Source organism: Streptomyces sp. S4.7 (genome assembly GCF_010384365.1).
In the GTDB taxonomy this organism is placed as follows: Bacteria; Actinomycetota; Actinomycetes; order Streptomycetales; family Streptomycetaceae; genus Streptomyces.
On sequence record NZ_CP048397.1, the window covers coordinates 5,987,758 to 6,003,301 of the forward strand.

12 protein-coding genes and 4 pseudogenes are annotated in these 15,544 nt (G+C 68.9%); 4 read left to right on the top strand and 12 right to left on the bottom strand.

Annotated elements, in window-relative coordinates:
- Positions 1-342 precede the first annotated feature (342 nt).
- Together SSPS47_RS26715 and SSPS47_RS26720 are read right to left on the bottom strand one after the other, a co-directional pair.
- Positions 343-2,157, bottom strand: coding sequence for an ABC transporter ATP-binding protein (locus SSPS47_RS26715; protein WP_164253179.1), 1,815 nt, complete (start codon positions 2,155-2,157; stop codon positions 343-345).
- Positions 2,154-3,938, bottom strand: a complete 1,785-nt coding sequence (locus tag SSPS47_RS26720; RefSeq protein WP_164253180.1) for an ABC transporter ATP-binding protein — start codon at positions 3,936-3,938, stop codon at positions 2,154-2,156. The genes SSPS47_RS26715 and SSPS47_RS26720 overlap by 4 nt, the downstream gene beginning before the upstream one ends.
- 433 nt (positions 3,939-4,371) lie before the next feature.
- On the opposite strand from SSPS47_RS26720, the gene SSPS47_RS26725 reads away from it, so the two are divergent.
- Entirely contained in the window at positions 4,372-5,382 is a 1,011-nt protein-coding gene (locus tag SSPS47_RS26725) for a MerR family transcriptional regulator (RefSeq protein ID WP_164255037.1), read from the top strand.
- 562 nt (positions 5,383-5,944) lie between these two features.
- Positions 5,945-6,120: pseudogene (locus SSPS47_RS36045) on the top strand (leucine zipper domain-containing protein); the annotation flags it as partial.
- A 354-nt stretch (positions 6,121-6,474) separates the two neighbouring features.
- Here the strand turns inward: SSPS47_RS36045 and SSPS47_RS35615 are convergent.
- From SSPS47_RS35615 to SSPS47_RS26755, 6 genes and pseudogenes are all read right to left on the bottom strand, one after another.
- Positions 6,475-6,861, bottom strand: a complete 387-nt coding sequence (locus tag SSPS47_RS35615) for a DUF3159 domain-containing protein (protein WP_239065060.1) — start codon at positions 6,859-6,861, stop codon at positions 6,475-6,477.
- 68 nt (positions 6,862-6,929) lie between these two features.
- A pseudogene (locus SSPS47_RS36300) lies at positions 6,930-7,295 on the bottom strand (DUF3159 domain-containing protein); the annotation flags it as partial.
- Entirely contained in the window at positions 7,292-7,564 is a 273-nt protein-coding gene (locus tag SSPS47_RS26740; RefSeq protein ID WP_164253181.1) for a hypothetical protein, read from the bottom strand. The pseudogene SSPS47_RS36300 and the gene SSPS47_RS26740, both read right to left, overlap by 4 nt.
- Positions 7,561-8,751 carry a Na+/H+ antiporter NhaA gene (gene nhaA / locus SSPS47_RS26745; protein ID WP_239065339.1) on the bottom strand — a complete coding sequence of 397 codons (1,191 nt, stop codon included), beginning with the start codon at positions 8,749-8,751 and terminating at the stop codon, positions 7,561-7,563. The genes SSPS47_RS26740 and nhaA overlap by 4 nt, the downstream gene beginning before the upstream one ends.
- The gene (locus SSPS47_RS26750) at positions 8,735-9,319 is read right to left on the bottom strand and encodes a MarR family transcriptional regulator (protein WP_164253183.1); all 585 of its coding nucleotides are present in this window, start codon (positions 9,317-9,319) and stop codon (positions 8,735-8,737) included. The genes nhaA and SSPS47_RS26750 overlap by 17 nt, the downstream gene beginning before the upstream one ends.
- 52 nt (positions 9,320-9,371) lie before the next feature.
- The gene (locus SSPS47_RS26755) at positions 9,372-10,436 is read right to left on the bottom strand and encodes a PP2C family protein-serine/threonine phosphatase (RefSeq protein ID WP_164253184.1); all 1,065 of its coding nucleotides are present in this window, start codon (positions 10,434-10,436) and stop codon (positions 9,372-9,374) included.
- 165 nt (positions 10,437-10,601) lie between these two features.
- Here SSPS47_RS26755 and SSPS47_RS26760 point away from each other — a divergent pair, with 165 nt between their 5' ends.
- Positions 10,602-11,117, top strand: a complete 516-nt coding sequence (locus SSPS47_RS26760) for a nitroreductase family deazaflavin-dependent oxidoreductase (protein WP_164253185.1) — start codon at positions 10,602-10,604, stop codon at positions 11,115-11,117.
- 233 nt (positions 11,118-11,350) lie between these two features.
- Here SSPS47_RS26760 and SSPS47_RS35630 read toward each other — a convergent pair.
- Positions 11,351-11,464 (bottom strand): annotated as a pseudogene (locus SSPS47_RS35630) (ABC transporter substrate-binding protein); the annotation flags it as partial.
- Here SSPS47_RS35630 and SSPS47_RS26765 point away from each other — a divergent pair.
- Positions 11,452-11,825 (top strand): annotated as a pseudogene (locus SSPS47_RS26765) (DJ-1/PfpI family protein); the annotation flags it as partial. The pseudogenes SSPS47_RS35630 and SSPS47_RS26765 sit on opposite strands and share 13 nt — an antisense overlap.
- 533 nt (positions 11,826-12,358) lie before the next feature.
- On the opposite strand, the gene SSPS47_RS26770 reads toward SSPS47_RS26765, so the two are convergent.
- The 3 genes from SSPS47_RS26770 to SSPS47_RS26780 are packed head-to-tail and all read right to left on the bottom strand — an operon-like array spanning position 12,359 to position 15,476.
- The gene (locus SSPS47_RS26770; protein ID WP_203557933.1) at positions 12,359-13,516 is read right to left on the bottom strand and encodes an acyl-CoA dehydrogenase family protein; all 1,158 of its coding nucleotides are present in this window, start codon (positions 13,514-13,516) and stop codon (positions 12,359-12,361) included.
- On the bottom strand, positions 13,513-14,733 hold the full coding sequence (locus SSPS47_RS26775) for an MFS transporter (RefSeq protein WP_164253186.1): 1,221 nt from the start codon (positions 14,731-14,733) through the stop codon (positions 13,513-13,515). The genes SSPS47_RS26770 and SSPS47_RS26775 overlap by 4 nt, the downstream gene beginning before the upstream one ends.
- Complete coding sequence (locus SSPS47_RS26780) at positions 14,730-15,476, bottom strand: class I SAM-dependent methyltransferase (RefSeq protein ID WP_164253187.1); 747 nt, start codon at positions 15,474-15,476, stop codon at positions 14,730-14,732. The genes SSPS47_RS26775 and SSPS47_RS26780 overlap by 4 nt, the downstream gene beginning before the upstream one ends.
- Between the last annotated feature and the right edge of the window lie 68 nt (positions 15,477-15,544).

Genomic DNA, 15,544 nt, shown 5'->3' on the forward strand with positions numbered 1-15,544 from the left:
GGCGCGGGTGCCTCGGCTGGCCCATGACGAACCGCGTGGCCCCAAGCGCCCGCGGTCATCCGCCCGAGCAGACGGCGGCAGAACCGTTACTCACCTCTCCCGCAGACACGGACACGGACGCCAAAGCGGGGCCTGGCGGGGCGCGCAAGCAGGCCAGTACCGTTGGTCAATCCTTTGGCGGAGTGTGGGCCGTCTGCTGGTCGGGGCGGCCTTGGAGCGGGACGCCCGCGGAGAGGCGGGGTGCTGCGAGCGGAGGTGTGACCAGGGGATAGTGCCTCTTTCGGAGGCGGTCGATCTCGGTCAGCACGAGCAGCGGGTCACTGCGTGCGGGGTTTTCCGTGTTCACGCACCAGCATGGTCCACCCGTTCGCTTTCCGTGCCGGTCTTGTCGGGCCCTTGGCCCCGGCCGTTCCAGGACCGCCAGAGAGCCGCGTACGGGCCCTCCGCCGCGACCAGTTCGTCGTGGGTGCCGAGCTCGACGATGCGGCCGTCCTCCATGACAGCGACCCGATCGGCGTCATGTGCGGTCTGCAGACGGTGCGCGATGGCGATCACCGTGCGATCGGTGCGCACGGCCGCCATCGCACGTTCGGCGTGCCGTGCCGTCGTGGGGCCCAGCAGCGCGGTGGCCTCGTCGAGGATCAGTGTGTGGGGATCGGCCAACAGCACCCGCGCAAGGGTGAGTTGCTGGGCCTGGGCGGCATCGAGATGAATGCCACCAGCACCGAGGTAGGTGTCGAGTCCGTCCTGAAGCTCCTGGGACCAGTCGGCGTCCACCAAGGCGAGCGCGGCGAGCATGGCACCGTCGGCGACGTCCGGCGCAGCGATCGCGAGGTTCTCCCGGAGGGTCCCCCTGAACACGTGGTGCTCCTGGTTGATCAGGATGATGCGGTTGCCCAGCGTGCCCGCCGCGGCCAGGGCCGCGACCGATACGCCGCCCACCTGGATCGACCCCTTGCGCGGGGTCCCCACACCGGACATCAGCTTGCCGAGAGTGGACTTGCCCGCGCCCGAAGCGCCGACTATCGCAAGCCGCTCACCGGGCTGCACTGTCAGATCGACGTCGTCCAGCACGTCATGGGTACCGTGGTACGCGTATCGCACCCCGGAAACTTCGATGCGGTCGTCGGCGGGCTGCGGGGGGTCGGGCACGGTCTCGTCGGCGACCATGCCGATGCCCTTGATACGGGCGAAGGAGGCCCCGCTGCGCTGCAGTTGCTCCACCCAGGCCAGCGCACGGTCCAGCGGGTCGACGAGTTGCCACATGTAGAGGCTGCCTGTCACCACCACGCCCAGGCTGACCGCACCGTCGAGGTAGGCGAAGCCTCCCGCCAGGAGGACCAGTGCCAGGGGCAGTGAGTGGGCGAATCCGGTGACGGGGAACAGTACGGTGCGCAGGAACAAGGTGTGCCGGCCCGCGCGGTACGTTGTGTTGATGGTCCTGTCCGTGTGGAGGACCCGGTTCCTGCGCAGGCCGAATGCCTCGATGGTGCGGGCGCCCTGTGCTGTTGTGTTCAGCGCCTCTGCGACGTCCGAAGCGGCCGTGCCTTCGGCGAGGTAGGCATCCCGGGCCCTGGCGAGGTACCAGCGGCTGGCCAACCAGACGAGCGGCAGGCCCACGAGTGCGCTCGGTCCCAGCAGCGGATGCAGCACGAAGACCGCGGCGAAGATGAACAGCACCTGCACCATGGCGATGAACACGTCCGGCGCCGCGTTGCGCAGCGTCGAGGCCACCGTGCCGACGTCCACGGACGAACGGGTTACGAGATCGCCGGTGCCGACCTGTTCGACCACCCGGGCCGGCAGGGCGAGGGTTCGGTCGACGACCTCCTCGCGCAGCCGGGCGAGCGCGCGCTCGCCGAACCGGTGGGAGTGCGCGCGGGCGTACCGAGTCAGCACCAACTGAGCCAGTGCAGAGACGAGTACGGTCATCGCCAGCCGGTCGACCTGGGAGGTCGTGATGGCGCCCTGCTCGACCTTGGTGACGATGCTTCCCAGCAGCCACGGGCTCACGAGGCCCGCCAGCGAGGCCAGACAGGTCAGAAGGATGATTTTGACCATGGCCGGGCCGTCGTCCTTGAGGAGCCCCCAGCTGGCCCGGCGCACGGCCGGAGTGCCGGCGACCGGGAGCCGCGGTACCTCTTGCGAGCCGCTCATCGGCTGATCCTTTCCTGGGTACCGGCCGCCTGGACGGTCAGATCGTCTTCGTTGGCGCCGCGGAAGACCAAGGTCCGATAGCCGGGCTGCCGCGCGAGCAGTTCACCGTGGGTACCCGTCGCGAGGACTTGGCCGTTCACCAGGTACGACACCTGGCTCGCGTGGCCCAGTAGCAGTGGGGACGTACTGACGACGAGGGTGGTGCGTTGCCGGCGGACGACGTTGACCCGCGACGCGACAAGGGCCTCGGTGTGAGCGTCCAGGGCCGAGGTCGGCTCGACGAGGAGCAGGACCTCAGGGTCGGCGAGCAGTGCCCGCACAAGCCGCAACCGCTGCCGCTGCCCGCCGGACACGTTGAGGGCCCGGTCGTCCAGGCGGGATTCGAGCCCGTCCGGCAGCGACTTCATGATGTCCTCGGCCGCCGCGGCCCGTACCGCCCGCTCGATGTCCTCGTCGGAGTGGGAGTCCCCTACGGAGACGGCGGCGCGCACCGAACCGCCGAAGAGGTACGCGTCGCTGTCGGCCAGGAGAATGTGGCGGCGCACCTCGGCAAGCTCCATGTCGGCCAGCCGGACGCCGCCCCAGGTGACATCGGAATCCGCGTAGCGGCCCAGCCGGCCGACCACCGCACGCGCCTCGTCGAACCGGGCGCTCACGAGAGCCGTCATCCGTCCCGCGGGAACAAGAAGCCCGGAAACCGGATCATGCAGGTCGGCCGAACCGCGCGGCAGGGGCACCGGCGTCTCGCTGTCCGTGATGTCGGACGTCATCGCCAGGACGCCGACCACCCTGCGTGCGGAGACGAGCCCGCGCGGAAGGTCGTCGGCACCCTCGATTATCAGCGTCACGGGCACCAGAAGCGCGGCGACGTATCCGTAGACGGCAACCAGTTCACCGACCGTGATGGTGCCTGTGGCAGCCATCCGCGCGGAGATCCAGGTGACCAGTGCGAGGAAGACCACCGGCAGACACGCCCCGAGAGACTGCACCCAACTGGTCAGAGAGGCGACACGGTAGCCATCGGCCAGCAGGGCCTGGGACCGTTCCCTGTAGCGGCGGGCGAACATCGGCTTCCCGCCGACACCATTCAGCACATTCAGCCCGGTCACCATGTCCACCGCCAGGGCGGTGAGCTCGCCCTGCTTGTCCCGATAGGTCACCTCGGCACCATGCAGCTTCCCCAACAGCGGGCCGATGGTCACCGCCAGCGACGGGACACCCAGCAGGACCACGAGCGCCAGTAGGACGGAGATGTTGAACAGCAGCACGGCAGTTGCGACGTACGCGATGACCGCGCCCACGCCGGGCCCGGTGATGGTCAAGGCCTGTGCGACGCGCCCGATGTCGCCCGCCTGCAGATGGGTCAGCTCACCCGCCGATACCTTGCTGGGCAGCGCGGCACCCACATGAGTGATGTGCCGGACTACGACCTGCACCGTGCGGTACGCCGCGTCGACCCGGATGAGAGTCATGGTGCGGTGCCGCAGGATGCCGAGGACAGCGACAGCCGCACCGACCGTGAGGAGAACCGAGACCCACAGGGCCAGCTGCCCCCGGTCTCCGGCCTTGAGACCGCTGTCGATCGCCTTGGACATGAGGTACGGCGGCAGCATGAGCGCGCACATCCACGAAGTGCCCCACAGGGCTCCGAGGACGACCCGCATGCGTTGCTTCTTGACCAGCCACCACAGGTAGCGCGCCGGGCTGCGGTGGTCCGGCGCCCCCGGATCGGCATAGGGAACCCGGCGCGCATACGTGCGCAGATCCGATCCTTCGGCCATCTCGGCTTCCTCATATCGATTCGTTGAGCGGATTCGTGCCGCGCCTGACTGCCTCGGCTCGACGAGGGGGCGCAGAACGCCAAGGGTGGCAGGGGAGACGATCCTCGGGGCGCATCCCTATGGATCAACTGTCATAGGCGGTAAGACAAAAATAGGGGGCGCCGACGTGGACTCTGACCTGGGGCAACTCGCGGCTCAACAGGCCAGGCTTTGGGAGCCGGCCCGAAGGCTCACGTCTATCAGCCGTCAGCCATGCGTTCTGCACTTCTCGCACAGGAATATCAGTCGGGTCGTCTTCTCAGTACCTCCAGCCGTAGGCCGTCCTGCTGGTTCAGAGACGAGTGCGGCCACGTCACACCGCCCTCCGCGAACCGCCCCGATTCTCCGGCAGCGCTCGCCGGTACCGTAGGAACTCCCCCTGGTGGAGGTTCAAGTGTTCTCGTCGCACGACGGCCTGTGCACCATCGGTGCACTCGCCGAACACGCGGGCGTCAGCGTCAAGACCGTCCGTTTCTACACGGATCGCGGACTGCTGCCGGAGGCGTCCCGCAGTACCGGCGGACACCGCCGGTACGCCCCGGCCGCCGCGGAGCGTCTGAGCCTGATCCGCTCCCTACGCGGCCTCGACCTGCCACTTCCCGAAGTGCGCCGGATCCTCGACGAACAGGACGCTGGAGGTGCGGCTGACGTGCTGGAGGACGCGATCGCCCGCCGACTGCACGTACTTGGACGCGGCCTCGCGGCCCTGCGCTGGCGCGAGGCCGCGCTCCGACTGGTGCAGGAATGCCCGCCGGCCGAGCGCCCCAACAGACTGCGCCTGGTCGGGGCGGTCACCGCTCCACCGAGCACCGCCTCCCTGGTCCGCTTCTGGCGTTCGTGGCTGCCGCCCCGGATGCCTGCCCGGTCCGTCACCGCATTCCTGGAAAGGGCCGTACCGCATCCGCCCGACGACCCACGGCAGGGCCAGGTCCTCGCCTTCGCCCGGCTGCACGCCTTCGTGACCCAGCTGCGCGGCGGGAGCAGCGCGTGCCGGCCCAGAGCCCACAGTGCTGCGGGGGCACGCGAATCGTCCGTGCTGTATACGGGGCTGGCCCAGGCGTACGACTTGGCGGGCGGCGAGATGCGCAGGGGAGCGGCGCCCCGTTCCGGTGAGGCGCTGGACGGGTTCGTAGACGCGTACGCGAGTGCGTACGGCGCTCACGACACACCGGCCTTCCGGCGTGGGCTGGGCGGTAGGCTCGCCGCCGATCCACGCATCGACCGGTACTGGGACCTGACGACCGAGGTGATCACCGCTCCCGGCCGCCCCCCGGAGCCGACCCCGGGGTCCGCGCACGACTGGCTCGTGGATGCGCTCAACGCGAACCTGGGGGCGACGCTTGAGGAAGGCTGGGCCCGGAGCTCGCTGTCACCGACGACTTGTTCAGAAGGGCAGGCCCACTGACAAGGTCCGGCGGGTCGGAGGCTACCGCCCGGGCGTGGCAGTCAGCCCTTGATGACGGCGGCCCCCGTGCCGAGCCCGACTCGGATGCAGGACTGTGGTGAAGCGCTTGGCAGCATCCCCCCTCACCGTGAGCATGGCCACCGCACGACCTCCAGGCTGCCTCCGAGCCGGTGCGGCAAGCGAGGTGACTCCTGGTCCGTCTGCCCGCCGTCGACTCCGCCGCCCTGCAAGGAGTTCAAACATGAACTCACCTTGTAGCGCCAAGCCGTCAACGAGCGCCAGGAGTGAGACCGGGCCCCGGAAGTGCCCGTGCCCAGGGTCAGCGGCTGGCCCTCGCGCCGTCGCATCTGCCCCTGGCAAGCCTCTCCCCGGCGCGGGCAGGCTCAGGCGACCTCGGGCAAGCCCGCGTTGTGGCGGCGGCCGGGAAGGCGGCACGCGAGGCGAACGGTGAAAACGGCTACGCCGGGCGCGGCTTCCTCCTGGACGCCTTCTCCGTATTGATCAAGAGCGTTGTTGACACTGGTCGGGCTTGATCATGGCGAAGACCTCCGGTGTGGTGGAGGTGTCTGGGCTCCACACCACGCACGGAGGTCTTCGTGCCCACCGTAATGCCCGTCTGACCGTGCGCGGCAGGCGACTGCTGGTCGAACGTGCCGGTTCCGGCCGTGCGGTCGCTCAGTCGCGGCGGAGATGGGCATCTCGCGGGCCGCCGCCCACGAGTGGGTGCGGCGGTGGCGGATCGAGGACGTGCCGGCGGGCCTCACCTACAAGTACGCCGCCAAGCACGGGCGGCTGCCCGGCGTGCGCGCCCGCCACGGGATCGGCTGGTGGACCGCGTAGGAGACCTGTCCCGCTCGGCGGTCGACCGAGACGCGAAGCAACGGGTGTTGTGCCTGCACATCCCGCAGTGCCCGCACCAGAGTCTGCTCGGAGACCTTCCGGTCGAACTCCGTGACCAAGGAGAACTGGACGCGGTTTCGATGCATGTAGAAGTCGATGGTCCGCTCGAGAGCTCCAAGTTCTCTCGCCGTCTCCGCGTGCGTGTGGCTGGTCGACATGCGAGGGGCTTTTTCTGGTGATGCGACGGCTTCGCTACTTGGACGCGCCCTGGCGAGGCGGGAGTTCGACTTCTTGATGCGCGATCGTCTCCATCGGTCGGCTGTCCAGCAGGCGCTTCGACGTACTACGGAAGGCCCAGGCGACGACCAGCGCGGCCATCACGGTGAGGGGGGTGCCCATGGCGATCTTCGCGAAGGCAAGCCAGCCGGTGGCGTCGTGCATGTAGAGCCACTGCTTCACCACGAACCGGGCTCCGAGGACGAGCGCCGCGGCGAGCGTGGCGATGTCGTGTGCCCGTAGAACCTGACGGTTCTCGCGCCAGGCGTACGTGCCCCCGTGCAGGAGGTTCCACGCCACGCCGGACAGGGGGCGGCGGAAGAGGACCGAACCGAATGTGGCCAGAAAACCGGCGAAGGCCACCCAGATGCCAAGAAGTAAGAAGTTTTGGCGGAACCGGTGAGTACGACGATGCCTGCCGCGACCAGCACGCCGGTCAGGCTACCGGAGGCGGCGAGGAGACGTTCGCCGCGCACCAGCCGGGCCACGGTGAGTACCGCACCGGTGGCGACGGCCGAGATTACAGCCGCTTTCGTGGACAGCAAGGCGAGCGTTATCACGAACACCGCGACCGGGACGGTCGAGTAGACGAATCCCGCCGTGCCGCCCATGGACTCGAGCAGGGGCGGCTGAGGCGAGGCTGGCGGCGTGCTCCTGGGGTTTCCGCCGCTGATAGGGGAGGAGCCGTGCTGGCCTTCGGGGTGGGACAGTGCTGGGGTGCCGGTGCGGCTGACGTGATCGACTCGGGACATGTCGAGCTCCAGAACAGCGGTGGCCGGGCCCAGCGCCTCCTTCATGTCGCGGGCGTAGCGCTCGGCGTTGACGGTGTCGATCTCGCCGTACAGCCGGACGCGTACCGGCGTCCGCCGGGGACCGGGGCGGAGGACTGGGTGCTGCGCATTTTCGGCCAGATACCGGTCAGAGCCAGACGCAGAGCGGCGGCCGTACCGATCAGGAACACGATCTTCAGCCAGAACGGTTCGGGCAACGCTCCGGCGCCGACAGCCACGGCCGCGACCAGCAGCCAGGCGCAGGTTGTGGGCAGACGGCCGCTACGCCACCTCATGCCGCACCGTCCGGTTCGCGCTGGTAGATGTCGGGGACGCCGTCCAGGTCGTCGTCACGGTTCTCCTCCTCGAACAGCCGTCGGTAGATGCGGTCGCGCCGCTTGACCAGCAACACGGCGAGGAGGGCGGCGATCACGGAGCCGGCCAGGACCGCGGCTTTGATGTGCTCGGCCTGTGCCGGGTCCGGGAAGGCGAGTTCACCGATCAGCAGGGAGACGGTGAACCCGATACCTGCCAGCGCGGCGAGGGCGAACACATCCGCCCAGGCGAGGTCGGGGTTGAGCCGTGCCCGGGTGAAGCGCACGGCGAGATACGTGCCGGCGAAGATGCCCACGATTTTGCCGATGACCAGGCCCGCGATCACGCCCAGCGGTTCGGGGCGGGTGAACACCTCCCCCATCGAGGAGACGGACACGCTGACTCCGGCGGCGAAGAGGGCGAACAAGGGGACGGCGACGCCGGCGGAGAAGGGCCGCAGCAGGTGCTCGGTGCGCGTCCCCGGTGAGGTCTGCTCGGGCTTGCGCCCTCCGGTGTCGTCGTCGGGAGTGGCGCGCAGGATCAGTCCCATCGCCACCCCGGCAACGGTCGCGTGGACGCCTCCGTTGTACATCAGCGCCCAGATGGCGATGCCCAGCGGCACGTACCACCACCAGCCACGCACCCGCAGGCGTTGCAGTGCGTAGAACAGGACCAGCCCTCCCACGGCCCCGCCCAGCGCGAGCAGGTTGAGATCGCTGGTGAAGAACAGCGCGATGACGAGAATCGCGCCGAGGTCGTCGACCACCGCGAGTGTCAGCAGGAAAGCCCGCATGGCGGACGGGAGGTGGGTACTGAGGACGGCGAGGACCGCCAGTGCGAACGCGATGTCCGTGGCCATGGGTACCGCCCAGCCGGACAGCGATCCGCCTCCGGTACGGGCGACCGCGACGTACAGGAGGGCGGGCACCGCCATCCCGCACACCGCGGCCACCACCGGCAGCGCCGCCGCGGCGGGGGTGCGCAGCTCCCCGGCCACCAGCTCACGCTTCAGCTCGATACCCGCGACGAGGAAGAAGACGGTCAGCAGCCCGTCGGCGGCCCAGTGCCCCACCGACAGATCCAGCCCCAGCGCACCGATTCCGAAGTGCGTGTCGCGCACCGAGGAGTAGCTCTCGCTCCAGGGGGGACCGTCAGGGCGCGGGGCGATCTTCTTCGGATGGGCCGGACACTGACTCGGGCGTGGGCGGCACTGCCGTGTCCACCCAGCCCAAGGGGTGGGGTTCAGGCGTATCCGTCGCGGGGACAAGGGGCTCGTCGCCCGCTTCGCTGAACATGTTGAGCGCCCGCACGAGTGAGGCCCGGTCTTCGGGTGCGAGGCGCTCGACGACCACGGAGATCTCGGTACGGCGACGGGCCGTGACGTCCTCGACGATTCGCCGTCCCTCGTCGGTGAGCCGCAGTACCGTCTCACGCCGGTTGTCCGGATTGATCTGCCGGTCGGCGAGACCTGCCGCGATGAGCCGGTCCACCATGCGCATGGCGGTGGACGGTGCCACGTGAAGCAGCTCCGCCAGGGCGACCAGTTTGGTGGACCCCCGCGTCGCCAGGACCACGAGCATGCGGAACTGCGGGAGCGTCACACGGTCTTCGACCGCCGCGATGGACCGTGCCGAGATGGCGACCAGCAAGCGCGACGCGGTCAGCACGGCACGCGTCACGGCATCGACATCGTCATCGCCCTTCGCACCTTCCAGGGCGTCCGCGCTCTTCGGCATTGCTCCTTTGTACCGCGTCGGAGCTGCCGCCTTCTCCGGTCACACAGATCCGTCACGGCTGATCGCGATACCGCAGCAGAAGCATCGCCGCGTCGTCATGCGGCGGCCCGACACCGTGCGCCATCAGATCCGCGCGCAGTGTCTCCAGTGCTCTGCGCGCGTCCTTGTCCTTGAGCAGCTCCACCTTCTCGCCCAAGGGGTAGAAGTCGCCTCTCGCATCACGGGCCTCCGTCACCCCGTCGGTGTAGAGAAGCAGCTGATCGCCCGGTGCGAAGGGGACCTGGAACGGTGTGGGACCGTCGGCGCCGTGCAAGCCGAGCCCCAGCGGCAGTGCGAAGGCGGGTGGTTGGGGAAATTCGGCATCACCCCTCTCCCGTATGACCAGGGGGGCGGGGTGGCCATAGTTGAGGAAGACCGCTTCGTGCTCGGAACCGATCTCGGCGAGGATGGCGGTGACGAACTTCTCCCCCTCCAACTCCCGGTCCACGCTCCGTTCCAGCCGCTCGCCGACGCCCAGCAGCGTCTTCTCGTCGTGCGCCGCCTCGCGGAACGCGCCCAGCACCACGGCCGCCGTCTCCACCGCGGCGAGCCCTTTCCCCTGCACATCCCCGACGATCACCCTGATCCCGTGGGGGGAGGCGACCACCTCGTAGAGGTCACCTCCGATCCGTGCCTCCGCGGCGGCCGAGGTGTAGGAGACCGCTGCCTGCAACGGCCCGGCGGTCAACGGGACGGGACGCAGCAGCACCCGCTGGGCCACCTCCGCGACCGAGCGCACGCTGGCCAGTTCCGCCTCCCGCCGGCTCCGGATCGCCGCCGCCGCCATCCCGGCTGCCGTCACCCCCGCGACCGACGCCATCGCCGTGAATCCTCGGCGCTCCTCGAAAAGATTGTCGTAGAGCCCGAGCCCGACACACAACACCAAGGCCGCCACCCCGAACTGGGCCGTACGCCGCCAGCCGCCCACAAGGCTGGCAAAGGCGGGACCGAGAGACACCAGCGGCAAAAACCCGACACCTGGACCCACCACGATGTCCGCCACGGCCACCGCGGCCATGAGGGCGATCGGCATACAGGCCAGTACAGCCGGACCCACCTGGGCCTTCTCAGGTTCCATGACGTACTCCAGCGGTATCGAGGGCGAAAGAGCCGCCCCGGCCATACGCGGACGTACCTTCACTCAACGTTTAGACTATGCAAAGGTCTGGGGTGGGGAAGCGGTCCGGCGGGCTCTTTACCCAATTGACGCGCAAAGAAGGCATTCCCGAATCTGGGGGCACCGTTGACGCCGCAGGACACCGCACACAACCATCCGCAGCCACCGGCCGGCTGGCGCCGCCTCGGCGCCCGCCTGCCGATTCTCGTCTTCCGGGCAGGCCTGGGGAGCCTCTTCCGAAGACGGCTGCTGATGCTCCACCACCTCGGCCGGGTATCCGGGCTCGGCCGACGGGTCGTTCTGGAAGTCGTGGACTACGACCCGCGCCTCGGCGCCTGGACCGTCGCCTCGGGCTTCGGCACAAAGGCCGACTGGTACCGCAACCTCCGGCGGAGTCCGCAGACCGTGATCCAGGTCGGCAGCCGCCACTACGCGGTCACCGCTGTATTCCTCTCCCCTGAAGAGGGCGCCGGGATCATGGCCCTCTACGCCCGAAGGCACCCACGAACAGCACACCGCCTGTGCACGCTCATGGGATTCCCCGTCGACGGCGGCGAAGCGTCATTTCGCCGGGCGGGCCGCTCCATCCCCTTCGTACGACTCAAGAGTGCCCCCGGAATCCGACTGCCAGGAGCGGCGTGACACGGCGCCCGTCGGAGCAGATCATTGGTTTCCTGCGAGTTCGCCGCCGAGCTTGCGGTGGAGGTAGGTGCTGGGATCGAAAAGACCGGCGATCTCGACGGTTTTTGCCGTCCTGGGTGCCTTTGGTCTTGATCGCATCGAGGGGGACGGACGAGGCGTCCCAGATGTGGGCGACGGTCAGGCCGATGACAACCTTGTCGCGGTCGGTGGCCCAGTTGAGCTGGCCGACGAGGCACGAAGTCCGCCTCGGCGACGGCAGCGAGGTCGCAAGGCTTCGGGGCGTAGTCCGGGGCGTGGTGGACGGACTGCGGCACGACGACCTTGACGTCCTCGGCTCCGGACGATCGATCAGTCGGTCACGTGGATGACCTCCGTCTGTACGGATCCGTGATCCTCGCCGCGGCCGGCTTCCTTTCCGGCCGTCGAGCGACAGCCCACTGGGCCGCGCTGGACCAACTCGCCGATTTCAGTGTGACCCAGACGAAAGAGCGAGTCGTCGTCGACGGTCACTATGCGACCGGCGCTGGTAGCTCGGCCGGTATTGATATGGCCCTGTCCCTGGCCGGCCGGATCGCGGGAGACGGCAGTGCGCAAGCCATGCCGCTTCTCATCGAGTACGCCCCGCAGCCGTCCTACGACGCGGGAACCAGGGAGGCGGCTTCGGCAAAGGTCGTCGACAAACTCGTCACCCTGTTCGGACACGATTGACCGCAGAGCGTGACCGGCCTTTGACGGCCAAGCCTCGGGCTCCCGATCGTTCCTTCTCGGCCGTGACGCGAATTCAGGCGCGGAGCCGTGCGACTTCGCCACGAAGCGGCGTCCGCCCCCGGGGACGGACGCCCGTCCGGCTCCCGGGAGCAGGGTGGAGAGGAGATCGTGATGCGGTTGACGGGCGAGCAGTTCGCCACGATACGAGAGGAGCTCGGCCCCGACTCGCTGGTGCGAGTGGAGGAGACCGTGACCCCGGGACGGTTCCCGGGACACCGTCCGCAGACGGGCGAAACGGCTCCTGCAGGGCATATCGCAGTACCCCGGCATGACCCGCGAAGCGCCCGTTCATCGCCTCGTTCCGTCGACCCGCTTAAGAGGTCCGCGCCCGAACGAGCCGGAGGCGAGCCCGTACCGGAGTCGCCGGACAGACCCACCGCCCGGCCCAGCGCAATCGGCACTGGCCGGGGCGTGAGGCTCACCGTGACGCCGGACGCGTGGTGCGGCGAACTCCCCGCGCCGCCCCGGTCGCCTCAGCTGTACGCCGTGATCGGTGGGACCTCGCCGGTAAGGCGGGAGGTGCCGAGTTCCCGGACCTTGTATACGAGAGGGTCGTGCAGGGTGAGGGTGCGGGCGTCGCGCCAGAACCGGTCGAGGCCCGAGGACCGTGTCGTCGCCCGGGCGCCGGTGAGTTCGAAGATACGGCTGGTCGCCTCGGTCGCTGTACGGGAGGACATCACCTTCGCGGCCGAGATTGTCAGCGCGGCGCGGCCGCGTTCGGCCGAGGTCAGGGCGAGACCGGTGGCGTCGGCCTCCGTGAAGGCACGGGTCGCGTCGTCGGCGAGGAGGCGGGTCGCGCGGAGTGTCGCGTCGAGCTCCCCGTAACCGGCGAGGACGTACGGGTCGTCGGCGGCGTTCTCCAGCCCGCTCGCCGGCCAGGGGCGCGAGCGCTCGCGCGTGTACTGGGCGGCCTCGGCTAGCGCGCCCTCGACGATGCCGACGAGGATCTGCGTGAGTACCGCCTGGAAGGCCAGTGAGACGAGCGACAGGCGTAGCCAGCGGGGGCTCGACTCGTTCTCTTCGACAGGGAACGTGCCCAGCACATCGCTGGGGTCGACCCGGACATCCTGGAAGACGATGCTCCCGCTCGCGCTCAGGCGCTGGCCCAGGTTGTCCCAGTCCGGTGGATGCGAGATCCCGTCGGCGCCTCGATGGGCGACGACGACGAGCCGTGCCTCGCGGTCGGCGCGGGTCGCACTGATGAACAGGCGGTCCGCGACCGCGCAACCGGTGGCGAACGCGCCCCGGCCGGACACCGACAGCACATCGCCGGCCGCGGTGGCGGTCACGGTGTCGCGCGGATTGCTCACGGCGGCCACGAACAACCGGTTGGTGACGACGTCGTGGCGCAGCGAGCGGGACAACTCGCCGTTGTCGTAGAGCGAGGCTCGCCACAAGTGGAGGTAGTGGTAGCCGAGAAGGTGTCCGATCGAGGCGTCTCCGGCGGCCACGAGCCTGGTGACCGCGTGCGTGGTCGGGTGGTCGTCGGGGTCGACGGCGAGCAGCCCGCTCTCACGGAGTAATTCGATCTCGGCCAATGGCGGTTGGTTGGCGTGGTTTCTCTCGACGGCGTCCTTGCGCAGTCGCTCGGCGACGGCACTGGCGGTGATAATGGCTTCTGTCGGATTCAAGATGAACCTTCCCTTTCATGTGGGGGGCGCCGGAATCGGCGGTACACGAGAAGCAGAACCGGGGGTATCAGCACGCTCTGGGCGGCGACGGCCAGCCAGAATCCTGGCAGTTGTCCCGCGGTCTCGAACTGGTAGTACAGCCCTCCGCCGACGAGCCCGCTGAGGAAGGCGCCGACACCTTCGGCCAGCCGCTGGTGGCTGAAGACCACGGCCGGCGAGCGCTTCGTGCGGGCGAGCGCTTCGAGGACGTTCTTGAGCAGGAGTACGGAGTTCCCCGCTCCGATGGCGAGGATGCCGACGGCGATCATTACTTCGTTCCCGCCGGTGAACGCGATCATGCCGACTGCCAGGCCCCCGAAGCCGAGAGCCATCGCGTAGGTGTAGCGCATCCGCTCGACACGGTCGGCGATCAGGGGCTGGATCACTGCCAGTACCAGTGAATACCCCATCATGGCCGCGCCGTAGAACACGGTGGGCACCCTGTCGTCGGCGTAGGACGACAGATACTGGTAGAAGTGCATGTGCAAATAGAGTGTGAGGGCTGTTACGGCGAACGGCAGGACGGCGAGGCCCCGGAGGGCCCGGCTCATCGGCTCGACCACCTCGCGGTCGTCACGGCGTTCCCGGGGCAGGAATACGTGACCGATCATCATCACCAAGTGCAGTGCGGTGGCGGCGACGAACATCCCGCCGGGGTCGCGGATGAACAGCGAACCCACCACGGGTCCGAGCGCGACACCGACGTTGCCCGTGGCGTAGCTCGCGGCCACCAGGCGCGGCCGTTCCTCGGGAGTCGCGCCGTGGACGGTATAGCCCCTGACGCTCGGTGAGTAGAGGGCCGTGGCCGCCGATCGCAGGAACAGCGCGGCGATCGTCACCGCCGGCCACGTTCCGCCGACCACGAATCCCAGCGACCCGAGGGTCTGCAGGGCCATCGAGATCAGCAGGCACCGCTGGAACCCGATGCGCTCGGCGAGGGCGGCTCCCGGCACTCCTCCGGCGAACTGCACGAATGTCGCCAAGCCGAGGACGACCCCCACCTGGTCCATACCGAGTGACATCCGGTCGCGGAGCAGAACCGCCAGGTACGGGTAGACGGAGAAGCTGATGAGGTTGACGAGGAACCCGCTCCCGAGCAGCGCCCGTTGCGTGCCGGTGAAGGAGCGGACGCCGGACAGTGCGGAGGTGCCCGGAGCGTCGCGGGGGGTGGGTGTCACGCCGATGGTGCCTTGCTTCCCCGCACTATCAGGCGGGTGGCCCCGCCGTCGTACGGCCGGCCGTCCCAGTCTCCGAAACACTCCACGTTCTCGAACCCGGCCTGCTCGAACATGGCCCGCAACTCCGTGGCGCTGTAGACCCAGCAGGTGAGCGAGGAGTGTTCGGCCGTGTTTCCCCGCACCAGTGTCCAGTCGGTCCGGTACCGGGACCAGTCGTCCAGGATGTGGTCGCGCATCACCACCATGCCCCCGGGCACGTCGACGATCTTCGGGGGGCCGACCCAGGACGCGTACGTCTCCTTGCTCAGCAGGTCCACGATCAGCTGTCCGCCCGGAGCGAGCGATGCGCAGGCGTTGCGCAGGACCTGGAGATTCTCCTCCGGGTCCTCGAAGTAGCCGAAGGAGGTGTACATGTTCAGCACGACGTCGAACGCGTCCGGCGCCACGTACTCGCGTACGTCCGCCTGGACGAACGCCGCCTCCACCTTCGCCTCCGCGCATACGAGGCCGGCTCGTTCGAGGAGTTCGGGATGGAGATCCACCCCTGTTGTCCGGTAGCCGTGGCGGGCCAGGGGCACCGTGTACACACCGACACCGCAGCACTGGTCGAGCACGCGGGTGCCCGGCGGGAACGCGAGCAGTGGCGAGGTGGCGACCACGTCGGCGGCCTGCCGCTCCCTCTGGGGCGAGAAGAGCACCGCCGAGAAGCCGGACCACAGGCTCAGGTCCTCGTACCAGTCCATCGTTCCTCCCGTCGTGCGGCGCACTCGCGCCCTTCTCACATGTCGTGCCGGGAGCGGGAGAAGTTCCC

Bases quoted from the DNA above. Each gene is read 5' to 3' on its own strand.
- SSPS47_RS26755 (WP_164253184.1), bottom strand. From the start codon at position 10,436: ATGGAACCTGAGAAGGCCCAGGTGGGTCCGGCTGTACTGGCCTGTATG.
- SSPS47_RS26715 (WP_164253179.1), bottom strand. From the start codon at position 2,157: ATGAGCGGCTCGCAAGAGGTACCGCGGCTCCCGGTCGCCGGCACTCCG.
- SSPS47_RS26720 (WP_164253180.1), bottom strand. From the start codon at position 3,938: ATGGCCGAAGGATCGGATCTGCGCACGTATGCGCGCCGGGTTCCCTAT.
- SSPS47_RS26780 (WP_164253187.1), bottom strand. From the start codon at position 15,476: ATGGACTGGTACGAGGACCTGAGCCTGTGGTCCGGCTTCTCGGCGGTG.
- SSPS47_RS26740 (WP_164253181.1), bottom strand. From the start codon at position 7,564: ATGAGGTGGCGTAGCGGCCGTCTGCCCACAACCTGCGCCTGGCTGCTG.
- SSPS47_RS26750 (WP_164253183.1), bottom strand. From the start codon at position 9,319: ATGCCGAAGAGCGCGGACGCCCTGGAAGGTGCGAAGGGCGATGACGAT.